Below are 15,065 nucleotides of genomic sequence, written 5' to 3'. Positions count from 1 at the left end.
CGGGATTTTTTGCCATGGCCAAGCCTGCCACCATCCTTATCAAGCTGGTTAGCTCCGCCGGTACCGGCTTTTTCTACGTGGCGAAGAAGAACCCGCGTAAGACCACGGAAAAGCTGAAGTTCCGCAAGTATGACCCCGTCGTGCGCAAGCACGTCGAGTTCAACGAAGCCAAGATCAAGTAGGCTTCGAGCTAACTCGCTTTCCAATGGATAAGCGCCCGCCTGACCCTGGTCTGGCGGGCGTTTTCCTTTGCGCCATCACCAACGGCAAACAGAAAAAGGCCGGACAATGCCCGGCCTTTTTCTGTTTGCAAACGCCCGCCTATTTCAGGAAGGCGCCGATGGTTTCCAAGAAATTGACGACGGAGATGGGCTTGGCGATGTAGCCTTCGCACCCACCCTCACGGATCTTTTCCTCGTCGCCCTTCATAGCGAAGGCGGTCACCGCGATCACCGGAATGACCTTCAACTCGGCGTCATTCTTTAGCATGCGGGTGATTTCCAGCCCCGACACCTCGGGAAGTTGAATATCCATCAAGATCAGATCGGGCCGATGAGTACGGGCCAAATCCATGGCCTCACGCCCATCCTTGGTCTGCAAAGTGGCGTAACCGTTGGCCTGCAACAGGTCATTGAACAACTTCATATTAAGATCGTTGTCTTCAACGATCAGCACGGTCTTTGCCATTGAATCCTCAGCCACGTGGCCCCCCACACTTTCCCCGCGCCCTATTCTACCGGCACGGTAATACCCCCATATACGACGAGCCCATCATGGGCAATTCCCAATGCCAAGTCAAACCAGGACCATAAATTCCGATCACTTACGAAACCCGGCCAAAGCCAGCACCAGCCAGCCGGCCATCAGGGTCATGCCGCCCGCTGGCGTCACCATGGGAACGGCCAGCGGAGCACCGGTCAGCGCCTTCACATACAAAGAGCCGCAAAACAGTGCCATGCCCAGCGCGAACAGCAAAGCCGCGCCGTGGGCCAACATGCCACCGCCGCGACGCGTATCAACGGTGATGCGGTCTGCCCCCAGCAAGGCCAGGGCGTGAATGATCTGGTAATTGGCGGCCTGGGCGACCAAGGCCTGCGCATCGGCCTCGCCGGCCAGGCCGTGAGCGCCGTAAGCCCCCATTCCCACCGCCATCAAACCGCTCAGGCCTGCCAGCACGATCCACGGACGCATGGCCTCTCCTTGACATCAAAATGAGACTGGTGACCAATCTATACGCTTCGCGGAGAATAGCCATGCGTCATGCCGTCATAGCCCTTTTGCTGGCCCTGCTGCCCGCCTTGCCCGCCGCAGCCCAGGAGCGGGCGGTGGGCACCGTCACTCGCCTGCAAGGCAGCGCCAGCACCGCGCAGGGTACAGTTGGTCCTGGCAGCCCGTTGACCACCGGCATGGTGCTGACCACCGGGGCGGGGGCACGGGCCGAGTTGAGCTTCAGCGACGGCACCTTGGTGGTGATCGGCGAGCACAGCCACTTCGCCGTCGAGAGCTTTGCCTATGACGCGCCGTCGCAATCCGGTCAGGCTCGTTTTCGCGTCGATCAGGGAGTCTTTTTGGTGACCAGCGGCGCGGTGGCCAAATTGCCTGGACGCCCGCTCAGTGTCACCACTCCGGTGGCCAGCATCGGCGTACGCGGCACCAAGTTCTGGGGCGGCAGCCTTGACCACCCGCTGGACGTGCTGCTACTGGAAGGCGCCATCACCGTGCGCAGTCCGGGCGGCAGCGCCAACCTGGACAATCCGCTGGAGGGCACCGACGTGCCCAAGCCAGGGGCCGCCCCCTCGCCGGTGGGACTCTGGAAGCCGGAACGGGTGGACAAGGCGCTTCGGTCGATCAGCTTCGACTGATCAGTCCACCATCAACCGACGACCATACAGACCGGCGGGGCCACCCAGCCTGATGGCCTGATCCACCGTGGCGGTGGCGGCGATATGGCTTTTCAGCGGTTCCGGCGGCGGCAAGTTGACCACCGGCGGGGCAGCGCGGACCACCTCGACGGGGCGGGCACGCGGCGGCGGCGGGACGATCGCGGCCTTAGGTTCGGGCACGACCATCTTTGCCTGCTCAACCTTGACCGGCTTGGCGGGGGCATGAACGACGGGGGTCGGAACATATTCGGGCTCGGCGGCAGGCAGCGGCTGAGCGGGCTGGACGGCGCTCACCGACACCGGCTCGGCCTTGGCTGCCGCCGCCTCGTCCTGGGCCTTTTCCGCCTGCGCCTTGGCGGCGGCGGCCTGCCGCTCCTCGCGCTGAACGTCTTCCATGGTCCGCGCCGGCCCAAGGCCGTCAAGGACGAACTTGCCGAGCGACCGGAACAGGTCGGGTTCATTTTCCGACGCCAGGGCCGGCGGCGCCAACAGGGCCAGCGGCAGAGCGATCAGGGCGGCGCGTGAAATGCGTTTTGTCATGGCGGCTAAAATACCCCAGAGCGTTATTTGAACACCACAGTTTTCGAGCCGTTCAGCAACACGCGATGCTCCACATGCCAACGAACGGCACGGCCAAGCACCAGATTTTCGATATCGCGGCCCATGGCCACCAGATCGTCCGGGGTGTGGGTGTGATCGACGCGCTCCACCGATTGCTCGATAATCGGCCCTTCGTCCAGATCGGCGGTGACGTAATGGGCGGTGGCGCCGATGATCTTGACCCCGCGCGAATGGGCCTGATGATAGGGCTTGGCCCCCTTGAAGCTGGGCAGGAACGAGTGGTGGATGTTGATGGCGCGCCCCTGCAAGGTCTGGCACAGAGTGGTGGACAGGATCTGCATGTAGCGGGCCAGCACCACCAATTCGGCACCGGAGCGGTCGATGACCTCCATCACCCGGCCTTCCTGGGCTTCCTTGTCGTGTTTGTCCACCGCCAAGTAATGATAAGGAATGCCGTGCCACTCGACGATGGAGCGCATATCGGGATGGTTGGAAATCACTGCCGGAATCTCGATGTTCAACTGCCCGGTGTGGTAGCGGTGCAGCAAATCGACCAGGCAATGGCCGAACTTGGACACCATGATGACCACGCGCGGCTTGCGCGTCAGATCATGCAATTGCCAGATCATCTGGAAGCGGTCGGCGATGGCGGCGAACAGCTTCCTGAACTCCGCCGCCGCCGGGGTCAGGGCGCCGCCGGCGAAGACGATGCGCATGAAGAACCGGCGCGACACCGGATCGCCGTACTGGGCCGCCTCGGTGATGAAGCAATCGTGCTGGGTCAGAAAGCCGGAAACGGCGGCAACGATGCCCACGGTATCGGGGCAGGTGATGGTCAGCACAAAGGTCTGGCGCTCGGACATACCCAGGGAAACTCCTGCTTCTAGATGGGACTTGTGATAGCGCAAGGCACCCCCGACGCCAAGACACGAAACGCCATCTTGCCTTTTTTTGCCGAATCGCCCATGGTCCGCCGCAACGCAGTCGAGCCAAGGAACTTCCGCCATGATCACCGTCTACTACAAGTCCGGCAATGCTCAGTGGAAGTACGAGCTTGAGCAGACCGAATACGAATACATCATCAAGAACGTCCTTGAAGACGAGCCTGATCTGCAGGAAATGTTCGACGATTCGCTGGAGATCCTGCGTGACGTCTCGGCCATGGACGAAGATGAAATGGACGAGGACGACCAGATCGACCAGACTATCGCCATCGCCTATATCTGGCATTACTTCAACGTCATTGCCGAAGGCGACGACCGTATCCAGGGTGATCTGGTCCTGGTCGAGGACGAGGATGGCACCGGCGTCACCATCCTGCCCGCCGATTCCCTGGGCGAAGAAGACGAGGAATAAGCCCTATTTGACCGTGCGGCGGTAGATTGCCGCCAGCCCGGCATCCTCGGCTTCATCCAGCAAGGCGGAAATGGCGGCCAACAGGCCCATTTCCTCCTTCTGGATGTGGAAAATCTCCCGCTCCACCAGTTCTGCTCCGGTATCGCGAAAATCACGCCAGCTCTGGTCGTCAAAGCCGGATTCCGCCGCCTGCCCGGCCAGTTCCGCCACCCGAAGCGCCATGGGCAGGATCGAGCGGTGCTCATGCGTCAGCATCATGACGATGCCGCTTTCCCCCTTGCTCACGAACAGCGGGAACAGGTGGCCCTCCTCGAAGGCGAAATGGCTTTCCACCTCGGCCCGCAAGGTCGCCGCCAAGGCCCGCAGACGCTCGCCCAGGGCCTCATCCACCGCCGGCGGCTGACGATGGCGCGACAGCAGCTCTTCCAGCCCTTGCAGGGTTTCGATGGTGGTCATGTGGTCCTGATGCAGCAGGGAACCGGTTTCAGACTGCAACAGCATGGTGCTTTCCTTTGATTTATTGGCTTCGGTGGTGAGCGCGATAACGAACCATCATGATGATGGCGAAAACGGCGAAGGCCAGTGCGCCGGCCAAACCGCAAAGCGCGCCCAGGCGGGCGATCAACGGTGAGTCCAACCCGATTGCGGCCAGCAGCAGAGCCAAAGCGCCGGCATGGGCGGCGGCATGAACCATTAGAACCGGCTGCGCGGTCAAATGTGACAACAGCACAGGCTTGCCGCCTCGGGCGGCGGAATGCATGGAGGCCAGGAACGGCATGATCCGTTGCAGGATGCCGGTGGCGAAGGACAGCAGCCATCCCACCACCAGCAACAGCCCCCACACGGGTCCGCTGACGTGCGGCCACGGCCCCAGGGCCAGGATTGCAGCGGCCAGCAGCGACAGCGGCAACATGACCCAGCCGCCTTTCAACAGACGGAAGAACGGCTCCAGCCGCTTGCGCATGCGCGCGGCCAGGACACGGCGTTGCAGCCTTAGATACAATAATGCGGCAACCAGTCCCACCAGGGCGGCCAAACCGGCCAGCCACGCCCAACCCAGCACGGCACCGCCGGCGCCTGCGGCCAAAGCCATTGCGGCGACCATGACCACCGGCTTGGCCTGGGCGTCGGGAATGGCCGGAGCCAACACGAACATGGGCACCAGGACAGCGGAAAACCCCATCACCAACATGCCCATGAAACCATAGCCGGCCAGCACGCCATGGGCGGCGGCCAGGGATGCCCGATCAGGCAGAAAGCCTTGCCCCACATCGACGATCAGCAGCCCGGCCAGAACCAGCACGGCCAGCAGTGACGCCAAGGCCACCCATACCGGCCCGGTCACCGCCGGCAAATCGCTGACCCGCATCAGGTTGCGGGCCACCAGCCCACCGAACAGCGCCAAACCGCCAATGGCCAAACTGGCGCCGCCATGCAAGGCCCACAGCACCCCGTCGGCCAGACCGAACGACAGCACGGCGACCCCGGGGGCGAACAGCCACCAACTGAGCGAACAGGCCCAAGCCGGCCCTAATTGCCGCCGCGTGGCCACCGGCAGCATCTGATAGGCGGCGCCCATGGCGGTCATGGCCAACACGCCCAGGGTGATCAGGTGCAAGGCCGCCAGCACCGGCCCCAGACCGCCCCGATAGCCGGGCAGGCCGTCGGCGGCCCACAGCAGCACCGCCCAGGCGGCCAGGTGATAAACGATGGCGGTGGCGAAAAAGCGGAACGGTATCGCCGGCGGCAACAGCCGATCCTTGGCCCCCATCATGAACGCGCCGCCGAACATCAGCTTTTCCGCTCAAGCCACAGGCGCACGTCCTGGAATTCCTCGCTCACCCGCGCCACCGACCAGCCGCGCTCGGCCAGTTCGGGCAACAGATACTGGGGGTGGCGTTCGTGGTGGACCACCAAGGCCTGCAAGGCGGCGTCGCCGTCGATCAGGCGCAGAATGGCCAACATGGGTTGGGGCGGGCGCAGCTTGCGCACGTCGATGTGCAGGCCGTCTTCCTCGCGCCAGAGCATGGCGCCCTCGTCCATGACCGCGACGTCGGAATCATGTTCCCAATCGGCGGCACCGTTTTGATGAAAATAGATGCGCCAATGACTGCCGCCAAGGCGCCGTCCATACGACGAAAACCCGCGCGCCGCTAAAATACGCCGCAACGGTGACGGGTTGAACGGAGCATCCACCACCAGAAAGCCACCAAAGGACACGCCATCGGCGGCTTCCATCAGCGCCCCCAGCGGATCGCTGCCGGCGGCCAGCAGGCCGCGCACATCCAGCACCGCCTGTTCCAAGGCGGCGGCCAGCCACACGGGGGGGCCATGCTGTGGTGTGGGAAAATCCAGGGCTTGGGCCATCACACGCTCCGGCAATCATGCTGGCAGCGTGCGGGATTGCCATTGCGGCAACATTGACCTTCGTTAAGAACAGGGCCCTTCGTTAAGACGGGTCGCCGTCGCGCACCAGCCGGCGCAGGGCGGCCAGATCGGTCAGCACCACCTCGCGCCCGTGGCTTTCCACCCCGGCGGCCTTCAACCGGGCCAAGGCCCGCGACAGCGATTCCGGGGCGATGCCGATCCGGCTGGCCAAAGCCGCCTTGGTGATGGGCAGGCGCACCTGTACGCCATCTTGGGCATCGCGGGCCAAGGCCAGCAGGAACGAGGCCAGACGCTGCCCCGGCGATTTGCTTTTCAGCTCGGTGATTTCATGGATCATGTGCATCTGCCAACGCGACAGGCCGGACAGCAGATGAAAGCCCAGGCGCGGCGTGTCGGCCAGCCGTTTCAGGAACGGCGCCGCCGGAATGTGCACCAGCCGCGACCCCGCCACCACCTCGCAATTGAGCGGATATTTGCCGGACGAGAACATGGCCGCCTCGGCGAAGGTGGAAATACCCTCGAACACCTCGATGATCGACTGATCGCCGGTCTCGGTCAGGGCGAAGATGTTGACCCGACCCTCAAGCACGACGAAAAAATGATCGGCGTCGTCGCCCTGGCTGAACAGCAGGCTGTTTTCCGGATGGCTGACCGCCACCGCCTGGTCCAGCAATTGCCCCAGTTCCTCGGGTTTCAGCGCCGCGAACAGCGGTGCGGCGGCGGCGGCCTGTAAATCGGTGGCGGACAATCCGGCCATATTCGTTACCCCAAATCGTCTTCGACGCAGAATTCGCGCAAACCATCCAGGTCATTGATGACCACCAGATTGTCGGCCTTGGACGACACCCCCAGCTTGGCCAGCTTGGCCAGGGCGCGCGACAGGCTTTCCGGCTTCATGCCCAATTCGTCGGCCACCAGCTTCTTGTCATAGGGGAAACGTACCTCGGCCCGGCCTTCATCGGCATCGGCCAGGGACAGCAGGAACGAGCCCAGGCGCTGGGCGGTGGTCTTCAGCTTCAACTCGGCGATCTGACGCACCAGCATGCGCAGGCGGAACGACATGGTCGACAGCATGTGCAAGACGATGTCCTTGCGCCCGGCCAGCTTGGTCAGGAACGACTCCGCTGGCACCGCCAGCAAGGTGGCCGCAGTCAACACCCGCGCGTTCATGAAGAAATGGCCGTCGCCGAACATGGCGGCGTCGCCCAGAACGGTGCCGCGCCGCGCCACCTCGACCACGCTACGCTTGCCGTCGCTGTCGATGGACAATTCCACGTGGCCGTCCATGACCACATAGAAATCCACCACCTTGTCGCCGGCCTGATAAATTTGCTGTTCATGCCCAAAGGTGACCATGCGCGCCCCTTCGGTCAGGCTGCGCACATCGGCCTCGGCCAGGCCGGCAAAAAGCGGCGTGAACTGCAATTGCAGCAACACGTCCTTGGCGCCCGGCGCGCCCGCATCCTTGCTCATGGGCTCTCCCGTCCTGTACAAGCCCAGAAGCTAGACCAATCATCGGATCAGGCCAACCCGCTATATGTATGCGGGATGCCTTTTACCGTACATTAGGATGACGACAATGACCGCCAACCGCGACCTTCCCATCGGCGTTTTCGACTCGGGTGTCGGCGGCTTGACCGTGTTGAAGGCGTTGCGCGAACGCCTGCCGGCGGAATCGCTGATCTATCTGGGCGACACCGCGCGGCTGCCCTATGGCACCAAAAGCGCGGCCGCCGTCAGCCATTACGCCCTGCAGGCAGCCCATGCCCTGGTGCGCATGGGCATCAAGGCGCTGGTGGTGGCCGACAACACCTCGTCGGCGCACGCGCTGGAAGCGCTGCGGGCGGAATTTCCCGGCCTGCCGGTCACCGGCGTGGTCGAGCCCGGCGCCGCCGCCGCCGCCCTGGCCAGCGCGCAGGGACGCATCGTCGTCATCGCCACCGACAGCACCGTGCAGGCCGGCACCTATCCGCGCGCCATCCACAATTCGCGCCCCGGCGCCCGGGTGATCTCCAAGGCCTGCCCGCTGTTCGTCTCCATGGTAGAGGAAGGCATGACCGACGGCCCCATCGCCGAGCAACTGGCCCGTCATTACCTGGACCCGCTTTTCGCCAATGCCGACGATGGTCAAAAGGGTGATTGCCTGTTGCTGGGCTGCACCCACTTTCCGGCGCTCGCCGACCTGCTGCGCCGGGTGGTGGGACCGGAAACCGCCATGGTCGATTCCGCCACCACCACGGCGCGGGCGGTGGAAGACCTGCTTGAGCATCGCGGCCTAGCGACCGGGCGTGCCCCGGAACGGGCGCGGGTGCGCTACCTCGCCACCGACGCCCCCGACCGCTTCGCCCGTGTCGCCCGTATTTTCGTACCCTGGACCATTGCCACCGACGAAGTCGAGGTGGTGGATCTGGCCTGAGCCGCCGGCCATCGTCACGGCGGCGGCGATAGCAGCACTTTACCCGACATTCCGGCGGCAAGCTCGGGGAAATGACCGCCGATGGCGCCGGTGACCTTGACCGACTGGCTGACCGGATCGATACGGGCGCCGATGCGGGTGAGCTTGACCGGATAGGTCTTGGCGGTCTCGTCCATGGCCACCTGGAACAGGTGGCCCGGCTTCAGCCACACCAGCCATTTGGACGGCACGATGAAATCCAGCTCGAGTACGCTGTCGTCGAGGATGTCCAGCAGCGCCTGACCGGGCTGGACGTATTGCTGGGCGCGGACCTTCTGTTCCACCACCCGACCGTCGAAGGGGGCGGGCACCGTGCATTTGCCCAACACCGCGCCGCTGGCATCGACCTTGGCCCGTGCCTTGTCGCGCTCGGCCTGGGCCACGTCGCTTTCCAGTTTGCCGATGGTCTGCAATTCCAGCAGCCGGGAATTCACCGCCACCGTCTTTTCGGTGGCGCCCAAGGCCGCCCGCGCCTCGGCCATCTGCGCCCGCTGGATGGAACAGTCAAAGGCGATCAGGGTGTCGCCCTTCTTGAACCGCTCGCCCTCGCGCGCGCCCACCTTTTCCACCTTGGCGCCGATTTCGGCGGCCAAGGTGGTGAAGTCGCGCGGAGAGAGCTGGGCCCGCAACTCCTGTGCCGCCGCCGGGGCGGCCAGCACAACAAGCAGCGGCAGAATCCGCCACCAGCCTGTCATCGGGTGCCGTCGCTGCCCGCCGCGAACCAGCGGCCCAGGCTGCCCAGCGGCCCGGGCTCGTCCGGCAGGGACGGCGTGGTGTCGGGCAAGGCGGCGATGCTGGCTTGCCGGGCCTGCTGGCCCCATTCCTCCAGGCGGGCGGCGATCACCGCCGACAGGCTGGACAGATCGTGGCTGGCGACGCTGTCGGGCATCAGATCGTGGCCGATGCTGGCCTGCATCTTGGCATAGGATTGCTCGACCTGGGCGTAGGTCTGGAAGCGGCGCAACGCCGAGGCGATGGCCGAGGCGCTGCCCGCCACCCGTTCCAGCATGCCCTGGGCGTCGTTGGCGGTCTTGGCCGCCGACAATTCGTAAAGCCGCCGATCGACCCGCCACAATTCGTCCGATTGCTGGTATTGGCTGACGGCGTTGCGGTATTGCCGTTCCGACACATGCACCTGGGCCAGCACCGCCATGCGCAGGGCCAGCCGCTTGGACTTGACCACCTCTTCATTGGTTTCGGCATAGCTGATGGCGTCGGGACCGCTGATCAGGTTCATCAGGTTCCAGCTTAGCTTGGCCCCGGCCTCGTACCAGTGATTGCTCATCAGGAACGAATTGTGGTCGTAATTGCGGCTGGCGGAAAAGGTGATGCCGGGAAACAGCCGGGTGATCGCCTTGCGGGTGTCGTTGACGCTGATCCGGGCCAGATAGCCCTGTTCGCGCAGGTCGGCGTTGTTGGCGAAAGCCAGCTCCTCCATGCGCTCCAGTTCCAGCTCCCAGGCCGGAACCTGCAGATCGCCCGGCACGCTCAGCACCAGTTTGGTCCCCGGCGGGGCATTGATCAGGGCGGCCAGCTCGATCTCGGCGGTGGACAATTCCTGCTGGATGGCGGTCAGCTGACGCAAGGTTTCCAGCAGGGATTTCTGATAGCGCAAGCTTTCCGCCGGCGCCTTCAGGTTCTCGCGCTCGACAATCTTGGCCCGTTCCAGCGCCACCTTGGCCTCGGCCACCGCCTTTTCCACCTCCCCCTTCAATTCCTGGTGGGCGGCGGCGCGCCAGAAGGCGAAGCGCACTTCCTGCACCAGATTGTGCACGGTCTTGCGCTTGCGCTCTTGCGCGATCAGGGCGCGGTCGGCGTTCTGCTTGGCGGTGAAATAGCTGAGGCCGAAATCCAGCACGTTCCACGACAGGCCCAGATCAGCCGTGTAATTGTCGCGGTCGGCGGAATAGCTGGGGCTGGTGCCGGTGGTCTGGGTCTTGACGTCGCGCGATACCGTGGCGTTGGGTTCCGAGCGCGAGGTGAAGCCGGCATTGGCGGCCAGCTTGGGCAGCATGTCCCAGCGGTCGACCTGGGTCTGGCCCAGGGCCAAGCCTTCCTCCATCACCTTGGCCCGGCGGTCGAGATTGTATTTGAGCGCCCGGGCGATGGCGTCGGACACGGTCAGCGGACCGGAAAGCGGCGCACCGCCCTTGAACATGTCGGCGCGGTCGTCGCGGGCCGCTTGTGCCAGCTGCTCGGGGCTGAACGGCTCGGGCGTCATGGCACAGGCGGCCAACAGGGCGACCAGGGACGCGGAGGCCAGCAGACGCGTGGCACGGGAAAAACCGATCATTGCAAACACCCCCTTTGATGATCCCTACGCGGCCTTGCCGCTGGTCTTCAATGCGTTGAACAAAACCGCCTGCTTGGTCGCTTGGCCATCCTGGCCCAGCGCCCGCAATTGCGCCGTCAGGCCGGGACGGCCAACCGGGGACGCGTCGCCGCTGCGACCGGGAGCGGCATTGCCTTGGCCTTCACCCGGCGTGACGTTGCCCTGGCCCTGGCCGACGACGATCTTGAAGGTCTGCACCGCCTCACGCCCCTCCTTGTCCTTGGCCACCACCTTGACCACCACTTCCCCCTTGAAGCCGGGCGGCGGCGTCCCCTCGAAGGTGCCGGTGGCGGGATTGAACACCATCCAGCCCGGCAACGCGTCGCCGTTATCGCGCGTCGCCGTCAGTGTCACCGTGGCATCGGCCTTGGTATGGGCGAAGGCTTCCGACGGAATGGTCACCGAGATGCGGGCGCCCTCGGCGATCACTGTGTCACGCATGGGGGCGTTGACCACCAGGGCGTCACCGCTCCCGGCGGGCCTGACCGCCACTGCCACTTGAAAGGCATTGGCCGCCGGCACCGTCAACGCCGCCGGTATCACCGCGACCTGGGCCGGGCCAGTGGGAGCAACAATCGCCCCCCCCGGAGCCGGAGTTTGGTCCTGTTGCGCCTGTGTCGACCCGGCCACGAATGTCGGCGTTTGGAACGCCGGTTGCTGCGGCGTCGTTTCACGCACCACGGTGACCAGGGCCGCGGCAGGATCGGCGGTATTGGACGGCCCCACCGCCGGCACCGGTGGCCCGGACGCCGGCGCATTGGACGGCGCCGGACCACCATCCACCTTGAGGGTAAAGGTGATGGTCGTACTCACGCCCGCCGCATCGGTGGCGGTAATCGTCACCACATGGGAGCCGGCGGCTGTTGGCGTCCCGCTGATGGCGCCGGTGGTCGAACTGATGCCAAGGCCGGGCGGCAGGCCGCTGGCGCTGTAGGTCAGGGTATCGCCGCTATCGGGATCGGTGAAGGTCCCGGTCGGCAAAGCAAAGGAATATGACCGCGTCACCTGCCCATCGGGGGGCATCACCGGGTCGGTTGTCGCGGTGGCAGCACGGTCGATGACGATCACCGTATCGCTGCCCTCGATGGTGACGCGCAAGGCGGCGGCGGTCACCCCGGCCCACCCGGTCAGCCTGATGGTCTTGTCGACACCCGTGCTGTCGGTATCGATACTGAGCACCGCATCCCCCCCATCGGTCGCCAGCGACATGCGCCCGACAGGAATGGTCTTACCCCGAACCACCATTTTATCGTGGGGGGAATAATCGGCGATGGTGTCGGCGGCACTGAGGACGAAGGTATCGCGCCCGCCGCCGCCGGTCAGGATGTCGGCACCCTCACCGCCGGTCAGTTCATCGGCGCCCGAGCCGGTGGTCAGGGTATCGTTGCCCGCGCCGCCATCCACATGGGTTGCCGCGGCGCCGGTATCGGTGAAGACATCCACGCCATCGAACAGATCGTAGCTGAGAAAACTGCGACCATTGTTGATGGTTGCGCTGCTGTTGACGGTGATGGTTTCGGCATTGGCGACCAAAGCCCCGTAATCGAGGCTGTGGCTGTCGATAAAAGTGTTGTAGGCGGAATTGCCGTTATTGCCGGCAAAGGTATGGGAACCGGCATAGAGCGTGCCCCACGGCGATTCCACCAAAATGCCCTGACAGACATTGCCCAGATCGTTGTCATGCACGTTCATGCTGGCCGACGTCTCGAACAGAGCGATGGCGCTGGTGGCGCCACCGAAGACCGGCGTGCCCGAGGATCGGAACGTATTGTTGGCGATCTCGGAAATTCCGGCCTGCCGGACGATGATGCCGGTGGCGGAATACTCGCTGTCGTTGGACCCCAGATTGGTGATTGTGTTGCCGGTTATGGTGGCCAAGGTGCCCGAGCGGGTGCCCGCCGAACCGACCTGGATACCGTTCTGGTTGGAAATACCCAAGACGCCGCCGGCGGTGATGGTGTTGTTTTGGATCAGGGCCGTCAGCCCGTTGCCCCAGGCGATAATGCCGGTTTTCTGGTAGGTGTTGATGACCGAGTTCTTGATCGTCACCGTTACCGGGGTGGCGGCTCCGCCTTCGGCCATGATGCCGTAATTCTCGCTGTTGCCGGAATATTCGCCGGTCACCGGGTTAAGCGCCGAGGCAATCCGCTTCACCGTCACCCCATCGATCACGGCGTTGGTGTTGTAGGTGGCGATGCCCAGCATGTCCTCGTTGCCGTTGCCGCCGGTATCCGGGGCCTGGTAGCGGCCATCGATGGTCAGATTGCGCACCGTCACAGTTCCCGATGCCGGCGTCGCCGTGCGTAGATCAAGGATGGCGTAACGGACCCGGCTGGTGACAAAGCCGTTTTGTTCCGAGGCGACGATATCGGCGGTATTGGGCGCCTCCAAGGTGACCGTGCCGGTACCGGCATCCTCGATGGTCACCGCCGTGCTGGCCCGGAACTGGCCGCGATAGGTTCCAGCTTGAATTTTGATGGTGTCGCCATCAACGGCCTTGCTCAAAGCCTCGGCCAGATTGAAGCCATCGGCGCCGTCGCCATCGGTATCATAGGTGGTCTGATCCACGTAAATGGTCGAGCTGGTGACGCTGACATCGGCATTGGTCACCGCGTCGCCATCATTGACGGCAAAGCGCACCTTGGCCGTGCCATAGGGTGTGGCGTTGGCATAGGTGATCGACCGCATCACCGTCTGCACATGGGCATTATGGGCACTGGCATTGAAGGTGATGGTCAACCGCCCGGTGGCGCTGGCATAGGTCCAGGAGGCGATCTGGGTTCCGCTGATGCTCAGGGTTCCGTCGCTGACGTCGGCGCCTCGGCTGATGGTGCGGTTGGCCGATACAGCCGCGGTAAAGCCGAAAATATCGTTCAGATTGCCATCAACGGCCCCGCCCGCCGTCACCCGCTGGACGGTCAGACTGCCGCCATTCCAAGCGTCGTCAGGATCGCTGAGGGTGGCCGTCGACGCGGCCAATCCCGCTCCGGCATCAGCCAGGGTCACGCTGTTGTCGGTGCCCGCCCCGGCGCCATTCAGGTCCAGGGTGGCGGCGGTGCCCAGCACCAAATCATAGGTGGCGACCTGGAGCGCCGCCGTTTCCACGCTTCCCGCGCTCTGTTCCAGTACCCAATCACCGTTTTGGCCGGCGGCACCGGTGCTGTCGTTCGAAGCCGCCACGTCGGCACCGATCAGGACCGCCAAGTCGCGGATGAAGGCTGTCCCGGCGTCGCCGGCGGCGACATCACAGCCGTAAATCAACACATCGCCGTCTTGGCTCAGAGCCCGTCCCAAGGCGGACAGATCGCCGGCGAACGCGGCCAAGGACTGGCCGCTGATGGTATCACTCCCCAGGCGCAAACTTTGTTGGGCGCCATGGCTGAGGATATGGATGGCGTCGTAATCCTGCTTGCCCTCGGCCCAGGCCAGCATTTGCGGCACCCCACCCTGGCCGGCTTGGATCACCACCACGTCGATGCCGGGACCGATCGCTTCGATCAAGGACTGATAGCCGGACAGCCCGGCATCGACAAAAGCCACTTCCTTGCGGCCCTGATCCTGTGGCGGCGCCACCACCAGATTATCCGCCGCCCCATCCGCCACGGCCTCGGCCATATCCGCCACGGCCGCACCATCGAACATCAGGCGCGGCTCCAATGCCAAAATGGCGACAGAAGACTTGGGATGGCGGTTTTTCGGCGGCTTGGGCGTGGCGGTCATGGTGCGGTTCCAGCTCTGGCAATGGCAGCGAAACGGCACAAGGAGTGGAGGCCACAAGCCTCTGTCCGGCACCGTCCTCAGCCGGCGCCACCCCCTTTTCATGCCGCATCCCCACGATGCGTCGTTGCCCCGGCCGCCGGCGACATAACGTCAGACCGAACCGGGATCACAGTGAAACCAACAATAGCGATAGATTATATGACCCGCCCTCCTAATATTTAAGGAGAAGATGGATCAAAGCTTCACCACACGGCGAGTTGTGGCAATATGTGACGAAATCATCTGCTGCACATGACACAAAATGACTTAACAGACATTCACACATCATGTGAGTTATACAATTCACTACCACAAGCACTCTTGTGCATAT

16 protein-coding genes are annotated in these 15,065 nt (G+C 64.0%); 4 read left to right on the top strand and 12 right to left on the bottom strand.

The annotated features are described in order from the left end of the window. Positions 1 to 14: 14 nt before the first annotated feature. Positions 15 to 182 carry a 50S ribosomal protein L33 gene (gene rpmG, locus MGMSRV2_RS01490; RefSeq protein ID WP_024078540.1) on the top strand — a complete coding sequence of 56 codons (168 nt, stop codon included), beginning with the start codon at positions 15 to 17 and terminating at the stop codon, positions 180 to 182. A 139-nt stretch (positions 183 to 321) separates the two neighbouring features. On the opposite strand, the gene MGMSRV2_RS01485 is transcribed toward rpmG, so the two are convergent. Together MGMSRV2_RS01485 and MGMSRV2_RS01480 are read right to left on the bottom strand one after the other, a co-directional pair. Further along, the gene (locus MGMSRV2_RS01485; protein ID WP_024078539.1) at positions 322 to 687 is read right to left on the bottom strand and encodes a response regulator; all 366 of its coding nucleotides are present in this window, start codon (positions 685 to 687) and stop codon (positions 322 to 324) included. Positions 688 to 819: 132 nt separating this feature from the next. Then, positions 820 to 1,191 carry a DUF423 domain-containing protein gene (locus tag MGMSRV2_RS01480; RefSeq protein WP_024078538.1) on the bottom strand — a complete coding sequence of 124 codons (372 nt, stop codon included), beginning with the start codon at positions 1,189 to 1,191 and terminating at the stop codon, positions 820 to 822. Positions 1,192 to 1,253: 62 nt separating this feature from the next. Between MGMSRV2_RS01480 and MGMSRV2_RS01475 the strand changes: the two genes are divergently transcribed. After that, positions 1,254 to 1,862 carry a FecR family protein gene (locus MGMSRV2_RS01475; protein WP_024078537.1) on the top strand — a complete coding sequence of 203 codons (609 nt, stop codon included), beginning with the start codon at positions 1,254 to 1,256 and terminating at the stop codon, positions 1,860 to 1,862. Here the strand turns inward: MGMSRV2_RS01475 and MGMSRV2_RS01470 are convergent, their stop codons facing one another. Further along, entirely contained in the window at positions 1,863 to 2,423 is a 561-nt protein-coding gene (locus MGMSRV2_RS01470) for a hypothetical protein (RefSeq protein ID WP_024078536.1), read from the bottom strand. A gap of 23 nt (positions 2,424 to 2,446) precedes the next feature. Then, positions 2,447 to 3,307: a formyltetrahydrofolate deformylase gene (gene purU / locus MGMSRV2_RS01465; RefSeq protein ID WP_024078535.1), complete on the bottom strand. Its 861-nt coding sequence runs from the start codon at positions 3,305 to 3,307 to the stop codon at positions 2,447 to 2,449. Between the two features lie 142 nt (positions 3,308 to 3,449). On the opposite strand from purU, the gene MGMSRV2_RS01460 reads away from it, so the two are divergent. After that, positions 3,450 to 3,800 carry a hypothetical protein gene (locus MGMSRV2_RS01460; protein ID WP_024078534.1) on the top strand — a complete coding sequence of 117 codons (351 nt, stop codon included), beginning with the start codon at positions 3,450 to 3,452 and terminating at the stop codon, positions 3,798 to 3,800. A 3-nt stretch (positions 3,801 to 3,803) separates the two neighbouring features. Here the strand turns inward: MGMSRV2_RS01460 and MGMSRV2_RS01455 are convergent, their stop codons facing one another. The 5 genes from MGMSRV2_RS01455 to MGMSRV2_RS01435 form a co-directional block, all read right to left on the bottom strand. Next, the gene (locus MGMSRV2_RS01455) at positions 3,804 to 4,301 is read right to left on the bottom strand and encodes a hemerythrin domain-containing protein (protein ID WP_024078533.1); all 498 of its coding nucleotides are present in this window, start codon (positions 4,299 to 4,301) and stop codon (positions 3,804 to 3,806) included. Positions 4,302 to 4,317: 16 nt separating this feature from the next. Next, positions 4,318 to 5,592, bottom strand: a complete 1,275-nt coding sequence (locus MGMSRV2_RS01450; RefSeq protein WP_024078532.1) for a hypothetical protein — start codon at positions 5,590 to 5,592, stop codon at positions 4,318 to 4,320. After that, complete coding sequence (locus MGMSRV2_RS01445) at positions 5,592 to 6,167, bottom strand: DUF2249 domain-containing protein (protein WP_024078531.1); 576 nt, start codon at positions 6,165 to 6,167, stop codon at positions 5,592 to 5,594. Before MGMSRV2_RS01445 ends, MGMSRV2_RS01450 begins: the two co-directional genes overlap by 1 nt. 82 nt (positions 6,168 to 6,249) lie before the next feature. Further along, positions 6,250 to 6,945 (bottom strand): Crp/Fnr family transcriptional regulator, encoded by a 696-nt coding sequence (locus tag MGMSRV2_RS01440; RefSeq protein WP_024078530.1) that lies wholly within the window; start codon positions 6,943 to 6,945, stop codon positions 6,250 to 6,252. 5 nt (positions 6,946 to 6,950) lie between these two features. Then, positions 6,951 to 7,661 carry a Crp/Fnr family transcriptional regulator gene (locus tag MGMSRV2_RS01435; protein ID WP_024078529.1) on the bottom strand — a complete coding sequence of 237 codons (711 nt, stop codon included), beginning with the start codon at positions 7,659 to 7,661 and terminating at the stop codon, positions 6,951 to 6,953. A gap of 106 nt (positions 7,662 to 7,767) precedes the next feature. On the opposite strand from MGMSRV2_RS01435, the gene murI reads away from it, so the two are divergent. Then, a complete protein-coding gene (gene murI, locus MGMSRV2_RS01430; protein WP_024078528.1) occupies positions 7,768 to 8,604 on the top strand; it encodes a glutamate racemase in 837 nt (278 codons plus the stop codon). 14 nt (positions 8,605 to 8,618) lie between these two features. Here murI and MGMSRV2_RS01425 read toward each other — a convergent pair whose 3' ends face one another. Genes MGMSRV2_RS01425 through MGMSRV2_RS01415 form a run of 3 tightly spaced genes read right to left on the bottom strand, consistent with a single transcriptional unit; the run spans position 8,619 to position 14,695 of the window. Further along, entirely contained in the window at positions 8,619 to 9,338 is a 720-nt protein-coding gene (locus MGMSRV2_RS01425) for an efflux RND transporter periplasmic adaptor subunit (RefSeq protein ID WP_024078527.1), read from the bottom strand. Then, the gene (locus MGMSRV2_RS01420; RefSeq protein ID WP_024078526.1) at positions 9,335 to 10,936 is read right to left on the bottom strand and encodes a TolC family protein; all 1,602 of its coding nucleotides are present in this window, start codon (positions 10,934 to 10,936) and stop codon (positions 9,335 to 9,337) included. The genes MGMSRV2_RS01425 and MGMSRV2_RS01420 overlap by 4 nt, the downstream gene beginning before the upstream one ends. A 24-nt stretch (positions 10,937 to 10,960) precedes the next feature. Next, on the bottom strand, positions 10,961 to 14,695 hold the full coding sequence (locus tag MGMSRV2_RS01415) for a DUF4347 domain-containing protein (protein ID WP_024078525.1): 3,735 nt from the start codon (positions 14,693 to 14,695) through the stop codon (positions 10,961 to 10,963). Positions 14,696 to 15,065 lie beyond the last annotated feature (370 nt).

It is taken from the genome of Magnetospirillum gryphiswaldense MSR-1 v2, assembly GCF_000513295.1.
GTDB classification, from domain to species: Bacteria; Pseudomonadota; Alphaproteobacteria; order Rhodospirillales; family Magnetospirillaceae; genus Magnetospirillum; species Magnetospirillum gryphiswaldense.
This window is presented reverse-complemented; position numbering and strand designations above follow the sequence as displayed.